Source organism: Pedobacter suwonensis (genome assembly GCF_007833675.1).
GTDB classification, from domain to species: Bacteria; Bacteroidota; Bacteroidia; order Sphingobacteriales; family Sphingobacteriaceae; genus Pedobacter; species Pedobacter suwonensis.
In genome coordinates this window covers 3,551,173-3,573,908 of sequence record NZ_CP031708.1, presented here as the reverse complement: position 1 = coordinate 3,573,908, position 22,736 = coordinate 3,551,173, and the positions used below count along the sequence as shown (strand labels likewise).

At 38.7% G+C, this 22,736-nt stretch carries 20 protein-coding genes; 5 read left to right on the top strand and 15 right to left on the bottom strand.

Translation table 11 applies throughout. The features are described 5' to 3' along the window. Positions 1 to 148: 148 nt before the first annotated feature. The 11 genes from DV942_RS14760 to DV942_RS14710 form a co-directional block, all read right to left on the bottom strand. The gene (locus DV942_RS14760; RefSeq protein ID WP_145861769.1) at positions 149 to 712 is read right to left on the bottom strand and encodes a DUF3109 family protein; all 564 of its coding nucleotides are present in this window, start codon (positions 710 to 712) and stop codon (positions 149 to 151) included. 2 nt (positions 713 to 714) lie between these two features. Continuing rightward, positions 715 to 1,488, bottom strand: coding sequence for a DUF3108 domain-containing protein (locus DV942_RS14755; protein ID WP_090981406.1), 774 nt, complete (start codon positions 1,486 to 1,488; stop codon positions 715 to 717). Between the two features lie 349 nt (positions 1,489 to 1,837). Next, complete coding sequence (locus DV942_RS14750; protein ID WP_090980841.1) at positions 1,838 to 2,353, bottom strand: DUF2480 family protein; 516 nt, start codon at positions 2,351 to 2,353, stop codon at positions 1,838 to 1,840. 65 nt (positions 2,354 to 2,418) lie between these two features. Beyond that, entirely contained in the window at positions 2,419 to 4,503 is a 2,085-nt protein-coding gene (locus DV942_RS14745; protein ID WP_145858682.1) for a peptidylprolyl isomerase, read from the bottom strand. A 269-nt stretch (positions 4,504 to 4,772) separates the two neighbouring features. Then, positions 4,773 to 5,345 carry a hypothetical protein gene (locus tag DV942_RS14740; RefSeq protein ID WP_090980845.1) on the bottom strand — a complete coding sequence of 191 codons (573 nt, stop codon included), beginning with the start codon at positions 5,343 to 5,345 and terminating at the stop codon, positions 4,773 to 4,775. Beyond that, positions 5,345 to 6,637: an OmpP1/FadL family transporter gene (locus DV942_RS14735; protein WP_244950704.1), complete on the bottom strand. Its 1,293-nt coding sequence runs from the start codon at positions 6,635 to 6,637 to the stop codon at positions 5,345 to 5,347. Before DV942_RS14735 ends, DV942_RS14740 begins: the two co-directional genes overlap by 1 nt. Position 6,638: 1 nt before the next feature. Then, positions 6,639 to 7,373 (bottom strand): type III pantothenate kinase, encoded by a 735-nt coding sequence (locus tag DV942_RS14730; protein WP_145858677.1) that lies wholly within the window; start codon positions 7,371 to 7,373, stop codon positions 6,639 to 6,641. Between the two features lie 155 nt (positions 7,374 to 7,528). Then, positions 7,529 to 8,509, bottom strand: coding sequence for a DUF6427 family protein (locus DV942_RS14725; protein ID WP_090980851.1), 981 nt, complete (start codon positions 8,507 to 8,509; stop codon positions 7,529 to 7,531). Positions 8,510 to 8,985: 476 nt separating this feature from the next. After that, positions 8,986 to 9,975, bottom strand: coding sequence for a glycosyltransferase family protein (locus tag DV942_RS14720; RefSeq protein ID WP_145858675.1), 990 nt, complete (start codon positions 9,973 to 9,975; stop codon positions 8,986 to 8,988). Between the two features lie 20 nt (positions 9,976 to 9,995). Continuing rightward, a complete protein-coding gene (locus DV942_RS14715) occupies positions 9,996 to 10,850 on the bottom strand; it encodes a UDP-2,3-diacylglucosamine diphosphatase (protein ID WP_145858673.1) in 855 nt (284 codons plus the stop codon). A 755-nt stretch (positions 10,851 to 11,605) separates the two neighbouring features. After that, complete coding sequence (locus DV942_RS14710; protein WP_145858670.1) at positions 11,606 to 14,110, bottom strand: YfhO family protein; 2,505 nt, start codon at positions 14,108 to 14,110, stop codon at positions 11,606 to 11,608. 130 nt (positions 14,111 to 14,240) lie between these two features. Here DV942_RS14710 and DV942_RS14705 point away from each other — a divergent pair, with 130 nt between their 5' ends. The 5 genes from DV942_RS14705 (at position 14,241) to DV942_RS14685 (ending at position 18,335) form a co-directional block, all read left to right on the top strand. Continuing rightward, complete coding sequence (locus DV942_RS14705; RefSeq protein ID WP_145858668.1) at positions 14,241 to 15,332, top strand: alginate lyase family protein; 1,092 nt, start codon at positions 14,241 to 14,243, stop codon at positions 15,330 to 15,332. An 18-nt stretch (positions 15,333 to 15,350) separates the two neighbouring features. Further along, positions 15,351 to 15,890, top strand: a complete 540-nt coding sequence (locus DV942_RS14700) for a GbsR/MarR family transcriptional regulator (protein ID WP_244950703.1) — start codon at positions 15,351 to 15,353, stop codon at positions 15,888 to 15,890. Between the two features lie 223 nt (positions 15,891 to 16,113). After that, positions 16,114 to 16,929 carry a DUF393 domain-containing protein gene (locus DV942_RS14695; RefSeq protein WP_145858666.1) on the top strand — a complete coding sequence of 272 codons (816 nt, stop codon included), beginning with the start codon at positions 16,114 to 16,116 and terminating at the stop codon, positions 16,927 to 16,929. Positions 16,930 to 16,934: 5 nt separating this feature from the next. After that, positions 16,935 to 17,864 carry a TIGR01777 family oxidoreductase gene (locus DV942_RS14690; RefSeq protein WP_145858663.1) on the top strand — a complete coding sequence of 310 codons (930 nt, stop codon included), beginning with the start codon at positions 16,935 to 16,937 and terminating at the stop codon, positions 17,862 to 17,864. A 21-nt stretch (positions 17,865 to 17,885) separates the two neighbouring features. Next, a complete protein-coding gene (locus tag DV942_RS14685; RefSeq protein WP_145858661.1) occupies positions 17,886 to 18,335 on the top strand; it encodes an SRPBCC family protein in 450 nt (149 codons plus the stop codon). Between the two features lie 132 nt (positions 18,336 to 18,467). On the opposite strand, the gene DV942_RS14680 is transcribed toward DV942_RS14685, so the two are convergent. From DV942_RS14680 to uvrB, 4 genes are all read right to left on the bottom strand, one after another. Next, positions 18,468 to 18,716 carry a DUF4834 family protein gene (locus tag DV942_RS14680; RefSeq protein WP_090980868.1) on the bottom strand — a complete coding sequence of 83 codons (249 nt, stop codon included), beginning with the start codon at positions 18,714 to 18,716 and terminating at the stop codon, positions 18,468 to 18,470. 126 nt (positions 18,717 to 18,842) lie between these two features. Continuing rightward, on the bottom strand, positions 18,843 to 19,040 hold the full coding sequence (locus DV942_RS14675; RefSeq protein WP_086548157.1) for a YwbE family protein: 198 nt from the start codon (positions 19,038 to 19,040) through the stop codon (positions 18,843 to 18,845). A gap of 56 nt (positions 19,041 to 19,096) precedes the next feature. Next, on the bottom strand, positions 19,097 to 20,389 hold the full coding sequence (locus tag DV942_RS14670; protein WP_244950702.1) for a DUF3472 domain-containing protein: 1,293 nt from the start codon (positions 20,387 to 20,389) through the stop codon (positions 19,097 to 19,099). A 78-nt stretch (positions 20,390 to 20,467) separates the two neighbouring features. Beyond that, a complete protein-coding gene (uvrB, locus tag DV942_RS14665) occupies positions 20,468 to 22,510 on the bottom strand; it encodes an excinuclease ABC subunit UvrB (RefSeq protein ID WP_090981410.1) in 2,043 nt (680 codons plus the stop codon). Between the last annotated feature and the right edge of the window lie 226 nt (positions 22,511 to 22,736).

Sequence of the window (22,736 nt, the reverse complement as noted above, 5' to 3'; positions counted from 1 at the left end):
TCTATATAAAAAGCAACCTTAACCCAATATTACTGAGATACAGCTATAGTTAACCTTGATATAGCAACATTTTAGCAAACCGTTGTTTAAGACAATGAACCCATCATAGAGAACTTAACCCGCACAATACGGAGCACAGTGTTGATCGCTATAATGCCGCCACAGAACTCTCCAATTCTTTGTACCAGTCCTCACCATATTTACGGATTAGCGGCCCCTTTAGAAAACTGTATACCGGCACTTTAAGTTCGCGACCAAAAGTACAGGCATCATGGCAGATATGCCAACGATCATAGTTTAACACTTCAAATTCCGGATATTTGGTAATCCGGATAGGATACAAGTGGCAGGAAATCGGCTTCTGCCAATCTACAATCCCCTGCTCGTATGCTTTTTCAATAGCGCATTTAGTAATACCGCCTTCGAACAATACATAAGCGCATTCTTTATTTTTATCGACACAAGGGGTAGTTAAATCGCCATCTTCATCCACTACATAAACGCCTTGTTCTTCAATCGCTTTAATACCCTTTTCGTTTAACAGATGTTTTATTTTAGGATAAATTTCTTCTAAAACGGCTTTTTCGTCATGATCTAGAGGCGCTCCGGAATCGCCTTCCACACAACAGATTCCTTTGCATTTGCTTAAATTACAAACAAAGTTTTCTTTCAATACATCTTCGTGCACCAGCACCTGTTCAACTTCTATCATCATTATTCTTTTGCTAAAGCATATTTCAGCCCATCGGCTGATTTTAATTCCATTGTAACTGCACCAACCAATATCTCAACCTGAGCCTTTACCGGCACCCGGTTCCCATCGTCGGTTACCCAAAGGTATAACCTGCTATCTTTTTTAAATATACGACCAGGCTTAATAGATGGGCTGAATTTCAAACAGCGGATATTGCCTAACTTACTCTTTACCGTTTCTTTACCGATATACTCTACCTCCAATGCTGAAATCTCATCGCCCAAGAAATAGTTCAACTTAAACTTATCTCCAACTTTGATTTTACTCATATCCAGGCTTCGTGCAAAATAATATGCTGAAACGAGATCAAATGTTTGATTGGTTGGTGTGGTAAAGGTACCCCTGTTGGAAACAACTTTCTTTCCATCCTGATTGAAACGCGCCTTATCCTGTCGTCTATAACTGGCCTCACGGATATTCTCCTGATAGAAATAAGGTAAAAGATCAGTTTTATCAATATATGAATCGTAATGATCCCTTATCTTATAAAAGATATCAAATGTACCTGAAGTCTGTGCATCAACCGTGAGTTTATATGTAGGTTTGTTATCAAACTTCAAATCAGAATTGGTTACTTTAATCGTGGCTTCCGCCGCAGTAATAAATCCATACCTCAGTTTATACTGTAATACTTCGCCCTCCTGAAATACAGCCTCTTTCTTTAAAGGAAGTTGTTGTGCTACCGAGAGTAAACTACACAGGCCGGCTGTAACCGTTATCAATATTTTTTTCATTGCTTTTGTACTCATTTGTGTGTGTTACGAGAAAAAAACCATGTTAAATAGTATGGTCAAATTTTCCCTCTATGAAGATATACAAAAAGCCAACCAAAATTTAATCTTTCTTATATTCATGCTTAACTACGGAGCACAGATTGATTAATACTATCCCTCTTGAACCGTAATTCCGGTATTTAATTTCAAGGTAAACCTAACCACGAAAACCAGAATCAGAGTCTATTTTCAAAAGATGCTGAATACGTATTAGCTACAAGACAATTGAAAATACGATTTCTACTTGTAAAATAAATCCGATAGCTATCGGATCAGCATGACGATTGCTTAAGGCAAGGGAGCTTAAAATTTAATCTTTCCTTTTATAAACAGGTACCGTAGAGCAAGGCTCGCCAAACATAATGCTTTTCACTACCGGAGTAAGCAAATTGGTAACTTCTACATACGCTGCGACCGGCACCTCGATATCGCCACATCCCTTTACGACCACACGTTCGTTTGCATAATCACCGGGATTGATTTTAGCCAATGCCTTGGTAAACAAAACGGCTTCTAAAGTATTTAAATCGCCGAATACCACTTCGTTTGCATAGGGCTTTAGCTTATTGGCCAGCAGCATATAGGCCCAGGTTGGCACAATAGCATCTGCAGAACAGGTAATGGCTACATTTTTATCCTGATATTGCGCCCAATCGTGATCCTTTATAAATGCCCGAAAATCTTTTTCCCTAAGCATTAAGCCGTGAAACAGATTATCTGCAATATCATACACAACTCTTTCGCCCTTATGATAAAAATCTTCAAGGTTTAAAGTAATTAAACCACTATTGGCAACTTTATTTATAATGTTTTCCTGAATTTCCATGGCCTTAAATAAAAAAACCGTTCCGAATAATCATCGGAACGGTTACAAAATTACATATTTTCTAATTAATAGAATTTCACGCGATTGTCTTTTATCTTGGCATTATCCTGCAAAGCCTGGAAAGCTGATCCTAATGAACGCTGACCTAAACTTAACAACATGCTTTCTTTTTGTTTAAACATATTTGCAATTGGAGCAGGATTTGTAAATCCATCAACGGTAAATACATATACACCACGCTCACCCTGAACAGGAGCAGACAATTTGCCCGGCTGTGAACCAAATACACTTCCCACCAATGCATTTTCCTGAGCAACACCTGGAATTACCGGATTGGCAAATACTACGTTCTGTACTGGATTAACCGGACGGGCAACTTTAGCCGCTACCTGATCGATACTTCCCTTACCCGCATTAGCTAATTTCTCTTTCAATTGTTTTGCTTTAACTGCATTGAGTACCATCGGCTCGATTTCTTTTTTCACATCAGCTAATGACAAAATGCCTTTAGGACTAATGTTGGTTAAGCGTGCTACTACATAAGCATTGCTCATGGTATAAATCTCTGGTAAAACATCACCTTTATCTGCAGCGTAAGCATCCTGGATCAGTTTACGTGGATTATCTAAACCTGCCGCAAATCCTTGTGTTGCTGTAACTCTATCTGCTACACCTACTTTTAGACCCTTTTGAGCTGCAAATTTACTGAAATCGTTACCTTTTACATCAGTTAAGAAACTGCTCGCGGCTTTATAAGCGGCAGCCTGGGTTTTGCTGCTTGCGGCCAGTGCTTTTTCTACATAGGCTAATTTAGCTACTTTAGAAGAACCGATTTGCTTTTCAATTTTAATCACATGGTAACCAAACTGCGATTTTACCACTTTAATATCACCGGTTTTGCCATCAAAAGCAGCGTTTTCAAATTCAGGAACCATTGCACCACGCGCAAACGTACCTAACTCGCCACCTTTATCTTTAGAACCATCTACACTATAGCTTTTAGCCAGTTCAGCAAAATTGCCACCTTTCAAAACTAATCCTTTTAATGAATCAGCTAATTTAAGTGCTTTATCTTCGCCGCCAACTTTAGCCGGGTCGATTAAGATATGGCTTGCTTTTACCGAATCAGGAGATATACGGGTAGCCACCACTTTTACAATTTTGTAGGAGTTGCCGCTTAATTTCGGACCGTAGAAACTGCCTGCAGGTAAAGCAAATACTGCTGAATCAACTGCAGGATCCAATTTACCTTTTGTAATATAGGTAAAAGGAACTTTTACGTCAGAATTGATCGCTGCAAAAAGTGAATCGTTTTTAGCCATCTGGAAATCAGCAGCAATTTTATCTACCTGAGCTTTGATGGCCAATGAATCGGCTTTATTAGGACTTATACTGAAAGTAACATACTCAAAAGCACGTGTTTCCTGCGGATTGTTGAAACGCGCTTTATTCTGATCATAGTATTCCGAATAATCAGCATCCGTTAATTTAACCGATTTATCAGGAACTGAAGCATAATCTAAACTTACGTATTTGAAATTAGCCAGTTTGTTACGGTTGTTATATTCATCTGTAGCTTCTAATGAAGTTACATAAACCGAATTACGGATTAAGTTGGAATATTTGGTTTGTAATGCCTGGTTTTTAATTTCCTCCTGTAACACATTAGATTGTTGCAAAGCCTGAGGATCTTTTGATTTCAAAAAGTTCATCAAGGTAGCACGGTCCAACTGTCCGGTTTGTGGATTGGAAAAATATTGTTTGATCAAAGGGCTAGGGTTTTGACCTTGTAACAGATCCAACAACTCGTCTTCTGATATGGTTAAACCTAAACGATCATACTCTTTAGTTAACAAAACTTTTGCTAACTCTGCATTCCAGGCCTGATCAACAGCCATAGCCGTCATCTGAGCATTTGCACTACCACCGTATTGCTGTTTCATCTGGTTTACTCCCTGATCAACCTTTGGCCCGAACTCATCGATATTGATGTCGTTACCATCAATAGTTCCTACCACTTTTTGATTTGCGGACCAAAAAGGTTTACCCACGTTAATTGCATCACCTACTAAAAATGCAACAATTGCAAAACCGATTGCAAAGACCAGAATATAGCCTGCACGGTTGCGCAAAAATGTCATTAATCCCATATTGTATTTATAATTTATTTAGTTCTTTTTTAAGAGGGCGCAAGATACAAATTTGCCTTAAAAAAGAAAATACAAAATTTTATTTATCAAGCACCTAATTATTAGGGGGATGGAAGAGGTAAGAATGGAGGACGGGAGATGTAAAAATGGAGGATGGAAGAAAAGAAATTTGGCTTTGAATCTATAAATATTTCGAAGGTTTCCGATTACCTCACCCATCTCAAATCTCACATCTCACATCATATCTTACATCTCACATTTTACATTGCTTAGGGTGCTACGCCTTCTTTCATATTCAATTCGCCATTTCCGCTATCCATTTCGTAGGTACTAAAATCCTGTGGTGCCTTGAAATTTATTCCTTCACCCACGCTTCCATCAATTCCCTTTACGTATACCCGCTGGTTGGAGTAGAAAATTTTCTTCGATTCATCCCAGATTAATTCCTGAGAGGAGAAGGTATCACCTTTACTGCTTTTCACTACTACATTTTTCCTGAATTCCGTTTTGAGCTCATTATCCCTTCTAATGGCATAATCGCACACCAGGTTTCCATCAATGGTGCCGTTCGGGTTATAAAAGTCGATATTGACTCCTTTAATCATCTCCTGATAAGTGCTGCCATTAGCAGGCGTAACCTTATCAAGGATGGGGGCAACACCTTTGGCCTTGATCCTGGCAGAATCGCTGTAAATAATATCTACACCTAAAGTTCGGTCGCGGGAGAGGATGGTCTTATTTATCGAAACAGCATCTGCTTTTTTTAGATCGTCGTCTCCACAGGAAGCCAGAAAAAAAGGCAATACCAGAAACAGACCATATAAAAATGCTTTTAATTTCATTAATCTACGCGGTACTTACGAAACCAGGTATCGTTCAGGGTAAAACCCAGGTGGAAATTAATATACTGCTCTTTAACCAAATTATTGTTTAATGTTCCTCTTTGTCCGAGTTCTGTTGTAAAATTGATTTTATAAAATGCAGTACCACCATTTGCAGTAGGTAACGGGAACCCAAAACCTAAAGATGCACCCATTTGCTTAATATCCTGATTACCGATTTTAATATAAGTCTTATCGTAGTTAAAACCGATACGATAATCTATACGCTTCAGGTAACTATTGTAAGAAAATGCATCTGGTGTCCATTGCCCGCCTAAAGAAGCTCCCCAGCTATCCTGCAAACCCTGGTTTACATCATTGATACTGGTTTTAGACCATTTACCCATTCTAAAATCGGCGCCAATTAACCATTTATCATTCTGTTGGATGGCGATCCCAAAATTATGGGTTAAGGGTAAAGTAAGATTTGATTTTCCGTTATTTACCGTATTTAAAGTGTCTGCAGCAGTACTCTCATTCCCATCCTGATCTCTTGTATACAAAGTAGCATATGAAGTAAGGGTAGAGTTAACCTTTCCGGAAGTGCTTCCCGAGTAACCCAGGGTAACGATTGTTTTTTTACCTAATGTAAAATCGTACTGAATACCATAAGAATAGCTTAAGCCGGCAACACTATTTTTGGTCTGAAGTTTCGCATTGTAAGAACCTGCACTATTAAACTCCGTAGCACGGGTGTTCTGAAGGTTGCCGAAAATGTATTCCAGGTTACCGCCAATTCTTAAATGGTCGCCAAAACGGTAGCCATAGCCTAAATAAGCTTTTGACAAACCGCCTTCTCCTTCATAAAGCTGATTTAAGGTTGTAGTATCAACTTTTACGGTATTCCTGTAGTTATAGCCCAGATCGGAATAAGGTAAAATACCAAAACTCAATGCTGATCTTCTGGTAACAGGAGCGGCAAAGGCCAGGTGACTGAAAGTAGAGTTAAAACTTGATTCGCTTAAATTGTTGCGCGTAAGGTTGGTTACACTTGCGCTCATACCAATATCAATAGTGGTTAGCGAAATACCAGCATATGATGCGGGATTCTGCATATTAATATTATTGAAGCCGGTGACTTTGCTTACAGCAGTAGAAATTCCACCCATTGCCCTAAACTGAGGCAATAAAGATCCTTTTATATTTCCGAGCCCATATCTTGAATATGGTGATGAAGTGGTAACCTGTGCCTGAGCATTTAAACCACAAACAAGAACGAGTATGGTTGCAATATAATTTATTCTTTTGTACATTTTAATCTGCAATAGCTTCATTTAATCCTTTTAATACTAAGTAAGGATCTTTTATAATTTGAGGCGCAAAGATGCTGTTTTGTAATTGTTTATACAAAAAATTAGCATCTCCCCCTGTTATAATTACCTTCAGAGCACTTTCTTTTTTATTATTTATGGCAATAAAGCCTTCAATTTCATTTATTATCCCTTGTAAAACACCGTTTTTAATGGCCGATAAAGTGTCGGTTCCTTCCGGTACCTCATCATGTTCGTTCCAGTCTACCAATGGCAAGCGCCCCGTAAATTCGTGCACTGCCTTAAAGCGCATTCTTATACCCGGACTTATACTGCCTCCGAAATATTCTCTGGAGCTGCTTAAAACATCATAGGTGATGCAGGTGCCCGCATCAACCACTAAACTGGCATTTGACGGATGTAAACCGTTGGCACCCAGAATAGCAGCCCACCTATCTAAACCCAGTGTAACCGGTGTTTTATATCTGTTCTGCACACCGTTTGTTAACAGGGATGAAAAACGGATATACGCTGTATGCTTTTTCAAAAATACCTCTAACGGCCCGAATTCCTGGTTAACACTGCTAATGATAGATTTTGTTGGCGAAAACTTCTCAATCAATTGAGCCAGATCGAGTATCCCGATCTTATTAAAACGCTGATGGTGAACAATTTCTTTATTTTCAAAAACACCAACTTTAACAGCAGAATTTCCAATATCGATGCTTAAACTACGCATTTAAAATCTCCCGTTGCAAATAATATGTTCTTAGAAATTCCAATGTCCCCATTTTTTTATCCATCTTAATTAAAACTAAAAAGCTTCAATTATAAAATCGTTCACAAAGCTATCAATCTTTGTTAAGTTTCATTCTAGTTATTTGTTAAAAAAGGTTAAACAAAAAGAAAATACTGTATGGAGAGCACAAATAAAACGAATAATGTCTCGTAAAACCAACGCTTTTTGGCATTGCTGAAATAGTAGGCCAGCAGTACCGATCCGGGTGGCACGCAAAGCAAAAAATGCCAGGTCCTGAAATTAGGTTTAAGGTAAAAACTGGCTGCAGAAATAATAAACATGAAAAACAACAGCTGAAAACTTTTCCTTGTACTGATGAAACTTCTGAAAAAATTTTCGCGCAGCTGTAGCGATGCCAGTATCATAATTACCGTTACGGGAATCAGCACCAGATAATCGTTATAGTTGATTTTAAAAACCGAGGGAAACTTATTCCCCAAGGGCCTCCAAATCTGATAAAACGAGCTTAAATTATCATTCCAGTAATAAAACACTGCCAGAAAAAAGAAAACCGTGATAAAGCCGATTAAGCCAGCCACCCATTCGCGCCAGTTAAAAGATCTAAAAAGCAACAACGCTAAAAAGATCATCAGCAACATGGCCATAAACGGAAAATAGATTAAGGTTCCAACTCCAATAATCATCCCGATATCGAAAATGGTAGTGATGGAATTTGCACTTTTGCCCAGTTTTAAAAATTTATCAATAATCCAGATCAGCAGAAAGTTACATAATAGTGCCGGACTCAGGATCATAAAAGGCATAAACAGGCTTGTTCCCGTAATAAACATCAGCCCTGGCAGAAAATTGGGTTTGGCTAATAAATTATGGTTATTTACCACCCGGTTGAAAATTAATGCCTGTACATACACTAAAAGTGCCGCAATAAAAATATTGGTATAAGGAGTAAAAGCATGATCTAAGTCAATATTGATCAGTAAACGCGCAAAAGGCTCCAAAAAATCAAAGTTCAGTTGATCATGCGTTTCCTGAAAAATGGCAATACGCAAAAAGAACGTGTACGCCAGCAAGAATACGAGGTTAACTGGATTTAGTTTTCTAAACTGATTAATCATGCCTTTAAAAGAGTAGGCAAAGTAAAGAAAATAATTTTAGAGTAGGGGAAGAAAGATTAAAGCGGGAAGAAGATTAGAGCGGAAAGAACAAAGCTTAAAGCCAGGAACTATAGAATGGTTAGTCTGAGCGGAGTCGAAGACAGCGAGGTAAGATAAAAAGGATATACTAAAAAGCGAATGTATTATTTTTTTTTAGAAAGCAGGTTTCTGTTCTTTTCGGTTAAGGTAGCCCTGCCATACGCTTTATACAGATGAAAAATCGGGATGCCCGCTCCAGTCCTTTAGGTTTAGATTACTTCATACATTGCAACTGAACTTAAGCAAAAAAGCCAAAACATAGGGATGTACATAATTGTCCATTGGAATTAAACATTGTAATAAGAGATTGCTTCGTCAGCTGAAAAAGCCTCCTTATAATGACATTTTAATTTGACCTGCTGGCTATCTACTTTGGACTCCAGACTAAGGACTATAACCTAAACCCTCGCGTATTTCTTCACCATATCATCAATAATCCGGGCGGTTTCATCCGGAAAATCGAACTTATGTTGCTGAGGATTTTCTAACCAGTTTTTAATAATTGGCAGCCAGTTACGGGTACTTCCCCAGATAACAGGCAAACCAAACTGTTTTAAGGCATAGGCATTACATTGCTGTTCAAACTGGAAACGCATGGGTGCAACCAGTAGCTTTTTCTTTAAATAAAGTGCTTCTGCAGGGCCCTCAAAACCTCCGCCCGTAAATAAACCTTCGCAGGTAGCCAGGCTTTTGTTAAATTTTTCGTTGTTAACCGGCTCTACAAAAACATTCCCTTCGCGATAAGCAATTTTGCTGTGTTTGGAGAAAACCTGCCAGGTGACTTCAGGGAGTTGTTTAAAAAGCTTAACCAGGCGTTTATCGTCAATGGCCGGGAGATAGACCGTATAATGCCCTAAATTTTCATTTTTCAGGTTTCGGATCTCTGCCCTGATTACAGGCGTATGGATAAAGCTATCGTAACGGTCGAAGTGGAAGCCAATGTGGTGTTTGGTAGGTGCATAGCGGCTCAAAATAAGCTTACCCCAATCTAAAGTTCTGGGGCGGGGTACTTTTTTCGATTTAAATGCTGCCTGATGACTTAATGATACACATTCTATCCCCTGCAATTTACAGGCCCAAGCACTTACGGGTTCGAAATCGTTAACGATTAAATTGTATTCTTTAAGCGGCAGCTGTTTCATATCTTTCCTAAAACGGAAAAGATTCATATTCAACCACGTTTTATAATGATCTACCCCGCCTTTTTTACCGAAGATGAAACTGAAACCATGTAATTGGTACTTTACAGGCTGACTTAGTTTTACATCGGCCTGCGTACCACTTACCAAAATATCCAGTTCGCCATATTTTTGAAGCAAAGGAATAATCTCCCGTGCCCTGCTGATATGACCGTTACCTGTTCCCTGTATTGCGTAAAGTATCTTCATTTATGCCCGAATATCTAAAATTATTGGGCAATTTCATATTTTATATTCTGCAAAAGAATATTGATGTCCAGTTTACTTTTTAAATCTTCTGCATCTGAGAGCATTCCTTCCTCCAGTTGATCTTTCGTAAAATGCTGGTGTTCATACTTAAACACTGTCCATTTTTTATCCTCGTATTCTAAAGCCGTTAAACTTTCTACCCAATCACCGCTGTTCAGATACGTTACTTTTCCGGCAGCAGTTGCCATTTCGCGTTGCTCGGCCTGGTGAATATGGCCACACACCACATACTCGTAACCTTTTTCGATAGCCAGTTCTGCTGCCGTTTGTTCAAAACTGTTGATAAACTTAACGGCATCTTTAAACTTTGCTTTGATTTTTTTTGAAAAGCTCATTTTTTCCTTTCCAAAGGCCGTTAATACCCAATTTACAAAACTGTTGATCAGGATCAGCGTATCGTAACCAACAGCTCCCAATTTAGCCAGCCACTTGGAATGCTGCATAGTCACATCAAAAACATCACCATGGAAAAACCAGGCCTTCTTCCCGTCCATTTCTAAAATCAACTTATTCTGTAAATGAAAAGTACCCATTTCCATGCCGTCGAATTTGCGAAGCATCTCATCATGGTTCCCGGTAAGATAGTGAACCTGCACCCCTTCTGAAACGAATTTCATCAGCTTACGGATGACCTTCATATGCGATTCGGGCCAGTAACTTTTGCTAAACTGCCAGATATCGATAATATCTCCATTTAAGATTAATGTTTTGGGTTTAATACTTTTAAGATACTTTAAAAGTTCTTTAGCATGGCAGCCATAAGTACCCAGGTGTACATCAGAGATTACGACTACATCGAGATTTCTTTTATCCATAAAAAGGAAAGTTCAGGGGAAAGGATATTAATACCGCCCGGTTTAAGCAGTTTAGAGTTAAATTAAACGTGTTACCACTCTTCTTCCTCATCGAGTTTTACCTCAAACGGGCTAAAGAAATAAATTACAACAATTAATAAGCATACGGCAAAGAATGACTCTAACATATTACCTGATTTTCATTACAAAGATAAGACGCTGGATATCAAACAAATGTTACGACACTGTTAAATTATTATGCCATTTGATAAAGATTGTTAAAATGAGTAAGGGTGCTTAATTGGTCAACCGCTTTCGGTTTGTCATTTACCTGGAAAATATTGGAATTCGGATTGTTATAAATAAGTGGTTTGTAGGTCAAACTAAAGGTAATTGCAGGTTAGATTTCGAAAATGAGCGGTTCATCTTTCTTGGCAATTACAGTCCCGCTATCGCTTATAGTCCTCGCTGCGCTCCGGGCTATTCCGCTCTATCGGGTTTAGAAACAAAGGTTTGGTGCACCTGCAACCCTGAAGATGGAATGCTTTTCTTGCTCAATCGCCCCTGCAAGTTGCAGGTGGCGAGCCAATGCAAGAATTTAGCCAAAGATAAAACTCATTCATTGATTTTCATTATAAATTATCAGGCAGGATGACAAAACGAGGAGATACTCCGTACTTCTCCGTTTTCGTGGCTGGATATCATTGAAAAAAGTTGCGAAAGAAAAAACCCCGTAAAATCAAATCCTACGGGGTTATAAATTATCGAAAAAGAATTTAAGCTTTAACCGCTTTCTTTTTCTTCTTTTCTTCTGAATAAAAGCCAAAACCTAATCCGGCCAATAACAAGATTGATCCAGCCAAAGAGATTTTCTCTCCCGTGTAATATGATGTTGGATGGAAAATAAACTCAAGCTTATGATTACCGGCCTCTAATTGTGCTGCACGTAAAACGTAATCGGCCCTGAAGTATGGCTTTTCTACTCCATCCACATACATTTTCCAGCCCTTATCGTAATAGATCTCTGAAAACACTGCAATTGCATCTTTAGCCGTTGAGTATTCGTAAGTTAAATGATCAGGATTGTAACTGGTCAATTTGATAAACCCTTCCTGACCAGTACCTAAACGCTTGGTATCAATCAGGTTTTTATATCTTTCATCAACAATAGCCTCTTTTTTTGCGTCGAAACTGCTGATTGCCTTCATTTCTTCGTCGGCGTTTTTAGCAAACTGTACACTTTGTACAAACCAGGCATTACCCGCAGCTGTTGGGTTACGCTGCATTTTATACGATCCGTTTTGCTGATCTTGTGTAATGATGTACTTGGTATTTAACATATCAAGAACGTCTTGATTCACGCTTTTGGTAAACTGATGCTGAATAAGCTCATCAAAACGTTTCAGTTTAGCAGCATGATAGCCGCCAACTGTTTTATGAAAGTTAGAGGTACTTGCATCGCTAAACGTATTTATAGAAGCATCATACACCCTGAAATTCGGGTCTTTATCAGCCATAATAAAATTATCAACGTCTCGTGGCTTAAAGAAATCCGAAGCCGTTTTTTTATATTCAAAATTTTGGTTATTCAAATACCTGCGGTCTATTTGCCACATATCGACCAAAACCGCCAGCGCTAATAAACCTAAAGCCAGTTGTGTGTTTAATTTTTTGGTAATAAATGCCCAAACGATTCCGAAACCGATCACTACAAAAAAGAATGAGCGCAAAGCATCCGCACGACCAATTGCAATCCGATCTTCTACCAATCCATTGGCGATTTTTTGCGCAATGCTGGCATTATTTTGTAAAGTCTGGGTTAAAGCCTGCACAATCTGCATGTGGTTTGATGCTTTAAAACTGAAAAACAGTGTAGGCACAATGGCTACAAGTAGCGCAAATCCACCAGTAATGGCAGCAGACCAGGTTAATTTTTTAATTAATATCTTTTGTTCAATATTCCCATCCTGAATTTCCTTGATGGCTAAAATAGCCAGCATTGGAACCATTAGGCCTACTACAGCCAAAATAGATTCAACGGCTCTAAACTTATTGTAAAGTGGAAAATAATCAAAAAACAAATCGCTTACCAGCGGGAAGTGACGGCCAAAAGAAAGTAGTATAAACAAAACTGTTGTTGCCAATATCCACCATTTTAAACGGCTACGAACCACAAATAACCCAAAAACAAATAAAAAGCATATAATTGCACCGAAATAGTAACCACCTTGTGTAAATGGTTTCTCCCCCCAGTACTGTTGCATATTTAATTGTCCCCCCAATTGCTGTATAGCTTGTGCAGTTTGCGTAGGATCGCCACCTGTAACTTCAGCTACGGCCTTATACATATTACCTTCTGGTTTAACCAGTTTATCTATACCAGAGGCACCTCCATATAAATCCGGAATTAAAAAGGTAAAACTTTCGCCAACACCCTGGCTCCATTGATAGGCATATTCTTTTGACATGCCCGAACCTTTTTCAGCAGGTGTTTCTGTAGCAGTTAAATTAGATTTGCCTCGGTTTGTTTCTTTCGCATATTCGGCTGTAGACCATAACAAACTTGCGTTGATCATGATCGCAATAGCTACCGAAAAAGCAAGAAAACCGAAAGATTTAAACAGGGCAGGTAAAGTTTTGTTCTTAAATGCCTGGTAAAATTCTACGATTACAAATATAAAAATAGCCAGCATCAGATAGTATGTCATCTGAACGTGGTTAGTTCTGATTTCGAGCGCCAAAAATAACGCCGTTAAACTTGCTCCATACCAATATCTGCCCCTCAGTGTTAACAGTATACTAGCTATTATCGGCGCGAAAAAGCCAATTGCCAATGCCTTACTACTATGCCCGCTTGCTATTAAAACAAAATTGTACATGGTAAATGTAAAGGCAATTGCGCCTACCGCAGCCAGCCAGGGATTAACTTTTAATACAATAAATAAGAAATAAGCACCCAATAACAATAATAAAACTGTACCTGTTGGATTAGGTAAGGCTTTTGTAATTAAAGCAATTCCATAAGTAGCCCCGTTGTAGGCATATGGTACCCAGATTTGATAAGCTGGCATACCACCAAACATCTGGTTGGTCCAGAGTGGTGCCTTACCATCTTTTTCTTTAAAGTCCATAATTTCCTTTTGCATAGCCTGCGATTGGATCACATCGCTTTGTGCTGGCGCCTTGCCTTGTAAAACAGGACTGAAGTAGGCAAAAGTAATGACTACAAAAAATGCAATAATGGCCAAGTGAATGCCATTTTTATTAAACCAGTTATTCATTAAGGTTTGTTTAAGTTTTAAACGAACGTCAAAAATAAAAAATTGGCCGGTATAAAAAAGCAATAAATGAAATGCATGCTGAATAAAAAATTAGATTTGTGATCAAGAATAAAAATTCAACCTATTTATTATGAGAAAGTTTGTTGTTACGATTGCGCTCACCGCCTTAACTTTTTCTTCGTTTGCTCAGATTGTAAGTTTAAATAACGACGAGATCAAAAAGCTAAAAGCGCAGATCAAAAATGACGGGCAAACTAAAAAATTATACCAGGGCTTTGAAAAAGCGGCATTAAACTATCTCAATGAAACACCGAACCCAATTGATACCATCCGAACGGAAGGATTATTAAAGGGCAATCCAAAAAAAGAGAAAACCAGATCAGCCCTGGCAGATATGAACAAAATGTTTGCACTGGCCTTGCAATACCGGATTACTGATGACCGGAAATATTTAAACAAATGTGCAGAATTTCTTGGTGCATGGGCAAAAATCAATAAACCAGGTGGCGATCCTATTGACGATACCAATCTGGATAAAGCCATTGAGGCTTATGATCTGATCAGAAGAGACCTAGCCGGTAAAGATAAACAACAGATTGAACAATGGCTGACGGAAACAGCATCTGCTGAGATTAACAGCAAACGAATGAAAACTGGAAGAGCCACCGCCATTAACAACTGGAACGCGCACCGGTTAAAGGAAGTTGGTGAAATTGGTTATGTTTTAAATAATCAGGAGTTTATTAAATGGACAATCGAAAATTTAAAAAGCCACATTAACATCAATTTATTTTCCGATGGAACAAGTTTGGATTTTAAAGAACGTGATGCCATGCATTACCACATTTATGACCTGGAACCGATGCTAAAATTAGCCATTATGATCAACAGGGCAAAGGGGCCAGACTTCTACACTTATCAGTCGCCAAAAGGATCTTCCATCAAAAAATCTGTAGAGTGGCTGATTCCATATATCAATGGTGAAAAACAACATGAAGAATATGTACACACGACTGTTAAATTTGATCGAGACCGGGCCAAAAACAATGAGCCCGGATTTGCACCTGGTACAATGTTCAAACCGGATTTAGCTTTACCGGTACTAAAACTAGCCGTGTATTTTGATGAGAAACAGGCTGATCTCTTAAAACTCATTAACAATCGTAACGACTGGCAAACCATACTGGACGAAATTAAGCGCGAAAGCAGACTTACAAAATAAATAAACTTTCAATAATTTTTGAAAGTTAAAAAACAATATTTATATTTGTTTATGGAATTGGCAGCAGCAAAATTAAAATTTATAGAAGCCTGGGGAAAACTAGGCTCCGAATGGGGAATTAACCGCACCATGGCCCAGGTACATGCCTTATTGTTAATTTCTCCCGAAGCACTTACTACGGAAGAGATTATGGATGCACTCAGCATTTCACGGGGAAATGCAAACATGACCCTCCGCGATTTAATTGGATGGGGCTTAATTGAAAAACAACATAAAGCGGGCGAACGTAAGGAATATTTTTTTGCGGATAAGGATGTTTGGAACATTGCACGCCAGGTAGCCAAGGAACGCAAAAAAAGAGAACTGGAACCTGTTTTAAAAGTTTTAAATGAACTATCAACTGTGGTGGGCGACGAAAAAGATCCGGAATATAAAACGTTTAAAAAATCAGTAAACGATATTAACAAACTTGCGGTAAACGTTGACAAAACTTTAGAAACAATGCTTAAAGCCGAAGAAAGTTGGTTTTGGGGCTCGATATTGAAAGTGTTTAAATAAATTGGAAAGGGGAGATGCAGGTGGAGTAAATAGTATCAAGATGAGAGTAGCAAGTATCAAGATAGGTTTACTTTTTAAAGTTAAAACGCCTTAAACCATAAACCTTAAACCCTACACCTAAACCTTAAGCCCTAAACCTCACCCAAAAGGCCTGACCAATTGTTCGGCTTTATTTTTTAATTCAAACTTTCATTTTTTACTGAAAATACCAAAATTTAAATAAATGAAAACGCTTAAAAACCATGTGATATTATTTGACAATGAGTGCCCAATGTGTTATGCCTATACTAAGGCTTTTGTCAAAACAGGAATGTTAGCGCAAGATGGCAGGGAGGCTTACCAGGAAATGCCACCAGATATTTGCCCACTGGTAGACCATCAAAGGGCGGCTAATGAAATTGCCCTGGTGAATACCGAAACCGGCGAAGTTACTTACGGCATCCAAAGTTTATTCAAAATTATTGCACATGCTATGCCCTTCTTTAGTCCTTTATTTGCATTTAGTCCATTTGTTCATCTAATGCGTAAGCTCTATGCATTTATTTCTTACAACCGCAAAGTGATTATTCCGGTAGCAGTTAAAGAAAACACCTTACAACCCAGTTTTAACCGGCGCTATCGTATTGCATATTTATTTTTAACCTGGGCCATTACCGCCTATATTTTGACAGACTATGCACATCTTTTGACAGATTTTGTCCCATTAGGCAGTAAATACCGCGAATATTTAATCTGCGGTGGACAGCTATTTTTTCAGGGTATTATTATCAGCTTTTATAGAAAAGAAAAACTTTGGGATTACTTAGGGAACATGATGACCATTTCATTCGCGGGTTCACTTTTGCTTTTGCCCATTATAATACTAGCAGAATATTTTGACTTTCGTCCATCGTTTTTCCTATTTTACTTTTTAATGGTTGCTGGATTGATGTTTTTAGAGCATATCCGTAGAAGTAAATTATTAAAGCTGGGCTGGGTAATGAGCATTACCTGGGCGTTGTATCGTTTAATTGTTTTGGGTTTAATCTTAGTTTTATAAAGATCATGAAATACGGAAAAATTATACTGGCCGGCGGAAATGGTTATCTGGGTGGTGTATTAGCGAAATATTTTAGCGTCATGACCGATGAAGTAATCATTCTGGCGAGAAAGCCACAAGCTGAACAAGGCAACATTAAAACACTGGTTTGGAATGGCAAAACCATAGGAGATTGGGTATACAGTTTGCAAGGGGCAGATCTCGTGGTTAACCTTTGTGGTAAAAATGTAAACTGCAGGTACACGGAGAAAAACAAAAAAGAAATTTTTGATTCCCGGTTGATCCCCACTCATTTACTCGGTAAAGCCATTGAAGAAATGAAAAATCCACCAAAACTTTGGATCAACATTACTTCTGCGACCATTTACCGCCATGCAGAAGACCGACCACAGGATGAACTTACAGGCGAAATTGGCAAAGGCTTCTCTGTTGAGGTATGTAAAGCCTGGGAAAAATGCTTTTTTGAAACCAACACCCCCAACACCCGAAAAATAGCACTTAGAATGGGCATTGTTTTAGGTCTGAAAGATGGGGCATTCCCACGCTTACTTAACCTGGTGAAATTGGGTATGGGCGGCAAACAGGGCAATGGCAAACAATACATGAGCTGGGTCCACGAAGAGGACGCTGTACGCAGTATCGAATGGTTACTAAATCGTCCCGAAATCGAAGGAGTTGTAAATTGCACGGCACCAGATGTGATTAAAAATCATGTTTTCATGCGCAGCATCAGAAAGGCTTTTGGCCGCAGTTTCGGTTTGCCTGCCCCGGCCTGGGTGCTGGCCATTGGGGCAAAAATTATCGGTACGGAAACGGAACTGATTTTAAAAAGCAGGTGGGTTAAACCAACAATATTGCTAAATAATGGATTTGATTTCAGATACGGAAAGATTGATAAAGCAATGGCCGAGCTAAGCAGGCAGCACCAAAAGTAGTGGTAATTAAAAACGGAAAGTATGCCAACCATTATCTTAAAAACAATGATTAATGCACCCATCGCGCGCTGTTTCGACCTGGCCAGAAGTATTGACCTTCATGTACAGTCGATGCAAAGTTCTGGTGAGAAAGCCATCGCTGGAAAGAAAAGTGGGTTGATCAGTATAAATGAATCTGTAACCTGGCAAGCAAAACACTTTGGCATTTTGTTTAAAATGACCAACAGGATTAGCACTTTGAAATACCCAACGTTCTTTATAGACGAGATGATTATGGGGCCTTTTAAAAAACTCCATCACCAACACCTGTTTAAAACAATAGGTTCTCAAACAGAGATGACTGATATTTTTGAATTTGAAGCGCCTTTTGGAATAGCAGGATGGTTGGCAGAAAAAGTATTTCTTAAAAAATATTTGCTGAAACTAATTGAGAAAAGAAACGAGGTAATCAAATTTCAAGCTGAATTGTAATATGCGATGATACATTTTTGATAAGACCCTGAATAAATTCGATGGCTATCGGATCAGGGTGACGGTGGCGCAGTGAGAACTAACAATGGAATGACCTCAACAAAAAACCCCGAAACAGGTTCGGGGTTTAGTTTATTTTACTTCTTCGTAGTCTACGAAATCGCCAAGTTTATCTGTTTTACTTTGATCGGGTTTTGGCGGCATATAGTCGATAGAAATAGAACCTTCAGGTTTCTGTCGCCGCTGTTGCTGCTGTCCTGTAGCCTGACTTTGCATTTTGCTGGCCAGGTTATTAAACAGCATAGGTAAAATTAGCCTGATCAACATTCTGATTAGCCAAAGTACCAATATTGTAATAAAAATGAATTTTACTAATGCCATGCTTTAAATTACTGTTGTTACAAATATAGACGACCTAACTTTCATTTTGTTACTTTTTAGGCCTTTAATTGCAATTTGATTACAAATATAATACGCAAATAGGGCGATAAAAGTTTAAATATTGCTTTAATCTTCTATAATTTCTGCTACGCGGCCAACCTGACCATCTTCGAGCCTAACCTTTATCCCTCTGGAGTGAAATGCGGATGAAGTAAGCAGATCTTTCACCACGCCATAGGTGATGTTTCCTGATCGCTGATCTTTCTTCAGTATGATTCCGACTTCCAAACCCGGATAAATATCTTTTCTGTTTTGCCCGTCCATATGTGCTGTAATAAAATGATGATGAAGATTTCAAATTTCCATAATTATTTTGAATGTCAGGGTAGTTTGCTGAAATCAATTTCAGGTTTTTTACCTCTGGTGCTTCTGCTAAAGATTTTTCCCGGCATGGTATAATCATTAAAAAAACCTCCATTTTTTAAATAGAAAGCACCATTATTGATCCCTCCCTGATAGTCCATCCGATAGCCTTTTGCTCCGGTATTATCGGTAGTGAAGCGCGCAACCTTTAATTCAGTCCATGTTCCTTTATCATCGCAGATCCATTGGTTATCAAACAAAACTTTTCGTGATAAATCTCCCTGCACTGGTGAGAAGTTTTCTAAAAAGGAATGGAAATGTTTTAAATAAGTATTAGTCTTCGGCCTAGAAAAGCTGGCTATCAACTGCCATTTATTGGTTTCGGGAATAAAGAAATAAGCAGTGTATGTGGTTAAGCTATCTTTTCCGGGCGCGCCATGCAGCAAAAACTTATAGGTTTTTCCTGCTTTCCATATATAATTCAGGTAGCTCTGGCCCCCGGCGCCTTCGTTCCCAAATTCTCCTGTGTATACACCTTCGCCTTTCTTTAGCATTTTTATCTTATGCGCTTCGGGAATGCTTTTAGGATCATCTGTATGGAAAGGACTCCATACCGAAAATAAGATATGTCTTTCCGTCGGGCTGTTCACCTGCATACCAAAATAACCTTCACCAAAACCACAAGCCATAAAATAGGAACCTAACTTATCTTCTCCTTTTGGCACGGTTACTTCGTTATAGTACCATTCTGCATTTATATTTTCAGGCTGTTGATAATTTAAATGAACCGATGGTCCGCGCCGGCCCCAGTAAAAGAAACTGCCTTCATTGTTTTTTACGTAAGCAGTTTTTCCCTCTACTGCCGTTCCGCTAATGCTTAACGTTTGGATGAAAGGAAATTGAGTGCCACTTTTGTTTATCCCTTTTATGGTGATGGCAACGTAACCGGTATCTTTGATTATCCAGTCGCCAATTTTACCATCAAAAGGTTTGGCTTCATCAAAACTTACTTTTTTGGATTGATTGTTAATAGAAAATTCTAAAGTAGATTGCCCTTCAACCACAGGTTTATCTTTAAGAGAAATGAACAGCGTACCTGGCTTTGAAACCCTTAGATAGGCTGTAAAATATTCACCTGGGTTAGACCAGTTAACAATTCCACGGTCAGACAAGCTTTTTTCAGCATCTTCATGTAGAGAACTGTAAGCATTGCCCCCAAGATGAAGATAAATTGCCGCAGCATTTTGGGCATGACTTTTAAGCCCCGGAACGCCCATTAAGATTAGCACTACCCACTTTAGAAATCTCATTTGATGATTTTTTAGATAATTTTATTGAAAGCAATTCTAACTCAAATTATCTAAAAATCAATCTTTAAAACCAAATCGTTACTTGCTGAATTTTTCGTTAAACATCTTTTCCAGCGCAAACATTTCATCGCGTAGCTTCGCAGCTTGTAAAAAGTCCATATCTTTTGCGGCTTTCTGCATATCCTTACGGGTGTTATCAATTGCCCTCTGGAGTTCGGCCTTACCCATATACTGTACAATTGGATCTGCCGCAATACTGATTTCAGCATTTTCCACATAGGCTTTTGCTTTATTATCGCTTGCTTTTTGCGAGAAATCGAGCACTGAGGTCTGTTCTAAAATTGCTTCTCTCGATTTGCCGACCGTTTTGGGTACAATGCCATTTTCAAGATTATAGGCAATCTGTATGTCCCTGCGCCTGTTCGTTTCTGAAATGGTTTTTTCCATACTTTCTGTAATACCATCTGCATACATTATTACCCGGCCACGATCATTACGTGCGGCACGGCCAATGGTTTGAATAAGCGATTTTTCTGATCTTAAAAACCCTTCTTTATCCGCATCTAAAATCGCTACCAGGGTAACTTCTGGTAAATCTAAACCTTCCCTTAACAGGTTAATACCCACTAAAACATCAAATTCGCCCAGGCGTAAACCACGCAGAATCTCTACCCTTTCCAAAGTTTTAATTTCGGAATGGATATACCTGGTTTTGATATTTAAGCGATCAAGATATTTCGTTAACTCTTCAGCCATACGTTTGGTTAGCGTAGTAACCAGCACACGGCCGCCATCTTTTATCGTAAGGTCTATTTCATCCAAAAGATCATCAACCTGGTTAATGGCAGGCCTCACCTCTATAACAGGATCTAGTAATCCGGTAGGTCTGATGACCTGCTCTACTACCACCCCTTCTGATTTTTCCAGCTCGTATTCGGCAGGGGTAGCACTCACATAAATGGTTTGTGGCGCAAGGGCTTCGAATTCGTTGAAATTTAAAGGCCGGTTATCCAATGCGGCCGGCAAACGGAACCCATATTCAACCAAAGATAATTTCCTTGACCGGTCTCCGCCGTACATGGCCCTGATCTGCGGAACAGTTACGTGGCTTTCATCAATGACCATTAAATAATCATCAGGAAAATAATCCAGCAAACAGAAAGGGCGCATCCCAGGCTGTCTTCCATCAAAGAACCGGGAATAATTTTCAATACCAGAGCAATAACCCAGTTCTTTCATCATTTCGATATCGAAATTGGTCCGTTCCTCCAATCTCTTTGCTTCCAGTAGGTGCCTATCGGCAATCAATTGGTTTTTTCGGATCTCCAATTCTTCCTGTATACCCCAAATGGATTGATTGAACCGGTCTTTTGGCGTAACGAAAAGGTTGGCCGGATAGATGGCCATATCTTCCAGTTTTTCGAGGGTTTTACCTGAAACGGGATCAATTGCTGAAAGTTCTTCGATATCATCGCCGAAAAAAGAAATGCGGTAAGCATGATCCAGATATGCCGGATAAACATCAACAGTATCCCCTTTAACCCTAAATGTTCCGCGTTTAAAGTCTGTAGTTGTCCTGGAATATAAAATTTCTACCAAACTATGCAAAAATGCATTTCGCGAAATCCGAAGCCCTACACCAAAGCGAAAAACCATCCGGGAAAAATCTTCGGGATTCCCCATACCATAAATACAGGATATGGATGATACTACAATAATATCACGGCGGCCACTCATTAATGATGAGGTGGTGCGTAAACGCAGTTTCTCAATCTCCTCATTAATGCTCAGGTCTTTTTCGATATACGTATTGCTCGAAGCAATAAAGGCTTCCGGCTGGTAATAATCATAATAAGAAACAAAGTAATTCACCGAATTTTCCGGAAAGAAATTCTTGAACTCCCCATAGAGTTGTGCAGCCAGGGTTTTATTATGACTTAAAATTAAAGTAGGCTTTTGGGTCTGCTCAATTACATTGGCTATCGTGAACGTTTTTCCTGATCCGGTTACACCCAATAGGGTTTGGTAGTGTTCATTAGCATTTACACCATCTACCAGTTGTTTTATCGCATTTGGCTGATCTCCGGTAGGTTTATATTCTGAAGTGATTTTAAATTTCATGAGTATATCAAACTTAATAAAAATTGATGTTAAAATCATTATTGTGTTCTTTCCTCCGTTTATTAAAGATAAATCGAGGAAATTATAAGACTTAACATTAAAAGGTAACAGACGAAAGTCAGGAAAGTTGAAAATTGATATTTAAGGGAACCTCAAAATTCAATATGCCATTCATAATATCTAAACTTATTCCAACCTAGTAAATCAAAAGTTTAATTTTCGATTT